Below are 4,083 nucleotides of genomic sequence, written 5' to 3'. Positions count from 1 at the left end.
AATTTTGAAACCTTCGGGAAGATTCGCCAATATGCGCCTGCAATTTCAAAAGAACGCTATTTTTCACAGCATTTAAAACAAGTCATTGGCAACTTTTTTAATGGCTCCACAAGTACGTTTGCTTCCTTTTTCGCGGAAAGCGACACTTTGAATTTGACAGAAATGGAACAAATGAAAGCCATTTTAGAAGAAAAGATTAAAAATTTAAAAGCAAATGATGAATAGCTTGTTGATATATTTTTTTCAAGTGAGTTTGGTTTTTGTCAGCTTTTATTTGTTGTATACATTGATCTTTAGCCAATTTACGTTTCATACGTTCAACAGAATCTTTCTCATAAGCCTGATTCCGTTGTCTCTACTAGCGCCGTTTAGCAGTCAGTTGTTTCCAGAAATACAATTATTCGCAATAGAAATTCCATTGTTTGACGATTTTGGAACATTTTCAGAGCTTTCAAACAACTTAGCAACAACTGAAATTGGAAATCATCAAGCTGTAGATTATGGTTTTTGGATTTTCTCCATATATGCACTTGGTGTTGTCAGTTTTTTGTGGCGATTCTTCCAAACTACATTCCGATTAATCAAACTAAAAAAAGCAGCAAACAACATCGTTTTGCACAATACAACTGTATATAGCGCCCAGGTTGCAGAAGTATTTTCATATTTCCATTGGATTTTTGTTCCAAGCACAAAAGCAACTTCCGTTGACGAATGCATCATCACACATGAAAAAGCACATGTTTTCAAATTACATTCAGTAGATGTGGTTTTGACAGAACTTTTTATAGCGTTCAGTTGGTGCAATCCACTCGCCTATTCCTTTAGAAAATCTTTAAAATCAGTACACGAATTTCAAGCAGATGCGTATGTGCTAACACAGCAAAAAGTCAAGAAATCATCTTATTTACAGCTACTTTTGATGAGTCTTGAACCAAAAAACACCAATCCTGCTTATAATTATTTTTCGCATCCAACACTCAAAAAACGAATAGAAATGATTACAAAATCATCATCAAAAAACAAATTAAAATTCACGTACATATTAGTACTACCTTTAATTGCACTCGTATTTATGGCTTTTAAAAATGAAGATTCAGGAATAATTCTTGACGAAACATCGCCAACAGTTTTAAAAATATTAGGAGAAATTCCATCTGCATTTCCGGTTCAAAACGGAACAATAAAAGATATTTCTTCTGAATTTGGTGTTGTTCGAAAACATCCAAAGTTAAAAAATAAAACGCCGCATGGCGGAATTGATATTAAAGCAAAGAAAGGAACTCCAATTATTGCTACAGCAATGGGAACGGTTTTAAAAGCAAAAGATGAAGGCAAATGGGGAAATTTAATCGTGATTTCACATGCGTCAGGTTTTGAAACTTGGTATGCACATTTGGAAGGATTCAATACTAAAGCTGGCACGCACGTAGCAAAAGGTGATATTATTGGCTATGTTGGCAGCACAGGATTGTCAACCGCGCCACATTTACACTATGAAGTACGTCAAGATGGAAAACGCTTGAATCCAATGAAATATATTACGGAATAATGTCCGAAAAATGAACTCACAATTTATTCGCTCAGAACGCGTTATTATTGCAGTTCCCTATAAAATCTATGTTTAAAAACTAAATTAAAATTACCCATGAAAATATTTTATTTGATCGTTTTCGCATGCTTTATTAGCAATTATGCGCACTGTCAGACGAAAGATAGTTTAGCTATTGAAAAAGAAGCTGAAACCGAAATGAAATTAGAAACTAAAACTTTCAAGATACACACTTCGTTTCCAGCCATTTCGATTGCTTTACAACATTTACAAACTTTAGAAACTCCCAAAAAAGATTGGATTGCCGAAAATTGGAATACCAAAATATACAATCCGTATAAAAATGTCGCAAAAGAGTATCCGCTTAAAATCACGTTTAAAGATAGTACGTATGCGTCTCCAATCATCCGAAAAAAGGTAATTACCTCGCGTTATGGCTGGCGAAATCGTAGAGCGCATAACGGAATTGATATTGATTTGGTTACTGGCGATCGCGTGATGTCAATGTTTGACGGTGTAGTTCGTTATGTAAATTACCATTCAGGACACGGAAAAACAGTCGTTGTACGTCATTATAACGGATTGGAAACCGCATATACACATTTATCCAAGCAATTGGTAAAAGTCAATGATACCGTACAAAAAGGACAAATAATTGGTGCTGGTGGCGCTACAGGAAATGCGCGTGGAAGTCATTTGCATTTAGAGGTTTTATTTCAAGGAATTCCAATTCATCCTGAATATGTGTTTGATTTTTCAAACGAAGACAATTTAATCCGCAGTAATGAAATATGGATAACACGCAAATGGACAAGTGCTTACAGACATAATGCGAAACGAAAATCTAAAATTAAACTTCTTACGACTGAAGCCGAAGCAATTGCAAGTAAAGCAGATGAAACCAAGGTTTATACAGTTCGTAGTGGCGACACTTTATCGCGAATTTCTAACAAATACAATGTTTCTATTGCGCGATTGTGTAAAGACAATGCTATTCGTAAAACGTCTAAATTAAGAATTGGACAAAAATTGATTGTGAAGCAGTAAAATTCAAAGTAAATTAGCGCATCAATTTGTTTTCTTTGATGACTCAACTTTCAAAATACCTTCGCGAACCATATCCGTATGTGTATGGAAACAAACTGCAATTGCTCTTTATTTTAAGCGCAATAACTGTTGTCAGTTTTCTGTTTTCGTATGTGTTTGAACCTTTTGAAATCAACGCTACAGAACATAAAATACCATATTTGTGGATTTTAGTTTTACACGCGTTGCTGCCATTACCAATTGCGTTTCTGTATTTTTCTATTGTGAATTACTTTGTGAAAGATCAATCGAAATGGACTTTAGGAAAAGAAATGCTGATTTTGAGTTCTGTATTAATTTTGATCGGAATTGGTAGTTTTTTAATTCGCGATATCATTTACGAAAATCCAGAAAATTGGTCGTTTCGGTATTTGTATGAAGAAATACGAAACTCCGTATTTATTGGCGTTTTACTGTTGTTGATTGCACTTCCGTTAAATTTACAACGCTTGATTTACAAACATAATAAAAGTCTTGAAACGCTAAAAATTCCGACAACTACAGCAAGTTTGAAGCAACAAATTATTCAAATTGCGTCAGGAAATGAAAACTATCAATTTGAAATACAACATTTTCTATTCGCAAAAGTAGAAAGTAATTATACCGAAATTTATATTCATAAAGAAAACGAAGTGCAGAAAAAGCTTTTACGAATTACGCTGAAAGAATTGGAAACGTACTTACAAAATGCGTCAAATATTTACAAAACACATCGCTCCTATTTGGTCAATTTGGAAAAAATTACTGCTTGTGTGGGAAATGCACAAGGCTATCAATTATCTCTAGAAAACTATGCGGAAACGGTTCCGGTTTCGCGTTCAAAACTGAAAGAGTTTAACGAACATTTTTCAAAACTTTAAAAATACAAAACGTCACTTCAAGTGATTTCCTGCCACACTGAGCGGAGTCGAAGTGTTTACACTGAGCGAAGTCGAAGTGCATTTCGTCACTTTTCCTTGCAAACAGTCACATTCAAAAAAGTTCAATAAAGATGATTCGTATGTTTGTTTTATCAAAAAAAACGAACAAATTATGACAACAAAAACACGCAGATACGATTTAGATTGGTTACGCGTTATTGCCATTTTAGCCGTGTATTTACATCACATAGGAATGCCTTTTAATGGTGATGATTTTGACATTATGAATCCAGAATCTAGTAAAATATTAGATGATATCATGGTTTTCTTTGAGCAATTTCGCTTGCCGTTACTATTCTTAATTTCTGGAACAGGAACTATTTTTGCATTCTCCAAACGTACTTGGATTCAGTTTGCAAAAGAACGCGCCACTCGCCTATTAATTCCGTTGTTTTTTGGTGTGTTAGTTATTGTGCCGCCACAAATATACTTTGGAAACATCGATTCTTTTACTTCCTATTTTGACGTATATACAAACGGGCATTTTGGCGTAAATCATCTTTGGTTTATAGAAAATCTATTTTGGAT

At 34.2% G+C, this 4,083-nt stretch carries 5 protein-coding genes; all 5 read left to right on the top strand.

Annotated features, from left to right (window positions below; translation table 11 throughout):
• Positions 1-225: BlaI/MecI/CopY family transcriptional regulator (locus AB8B65_RS15170; protein WP_405302111.1), on the top strand; the 225-nt coding region annotated here is incomplete at its 5' end.
• A gap of 124 nt (positions 226-349) precedes the next feature.
• Entirely contained in the window at positions 350-1,549 is a 1,200-nt protein-coding gene (locus AB8B65_RS15165; protein ID WP_405302110.1) for a peptidoglycan DD-metalloendopeptidase family protein, read from the top strand.
• A 96-nt stretch (positions 1,550-1,645) separates the two neighbouring features.
• Complete coding sequence (locus tag AB8B65_RS15160; RefSeq protein ID WP_405302109.1) at positions 1,646-2,596, top strand: peptidoglycan DD-metalloendopeptidase family protein; 951 nt, start codon at positions 1,646-1,648, stop codon at positions 2,594-2,596.
• Positions 2,597-2,634: 38 nt separating this feature from the next.
• A complete protein-coding gene (locus AB8B65_RS15155; protein ID WP_405302108.1) occupies positions 2,635-3,495 on the top strand; it encodes a LytTR family transcriptional regulator DNA-binding domain-containing protein in 861 nt (286 codons plus the stop codon).
• 172 nt (positions 3,496-3,667) lie between these two features.
• On the top strand, positions 3,668-4,083 hold a 416-nt coding region (locus AB8B65_RS15150; protein WP_405302107.1), incomplete at its 3' end, for an acyltransferase.

Origin of the sequence: Kordia sp. (assembly GCF_045105435.1) — a bacterium.
In the GTDB taxonomy this organism is placed as follows: Bacteria; Bacteroidota; Bacteroidia; order Flavobacteriales; family Flavobacteriaceae; genus Kordia.
Note: the sequence above shows the minus strand (reverse complement) of the source record. Positions and strands in the feature narration are given on the sequence as shown.

Excerpts from the sequence above, each read along its gene's own strand:
- AB8B65_RS15155 (WP_405302108.1), top strand. The coding sequence starts at position 2,635 with ATGACTCAACTTTCAAAATACCTTCGCGAACCATATCCGTATGTGTAT.
- AB8B65_RS15160 (WP_405302109.1), top strand. The coding sequence starts at position 1,646 with ATGAAAATATTTTATTTGATCGTTTTCGCATGCTTTATTAGCAATTAT.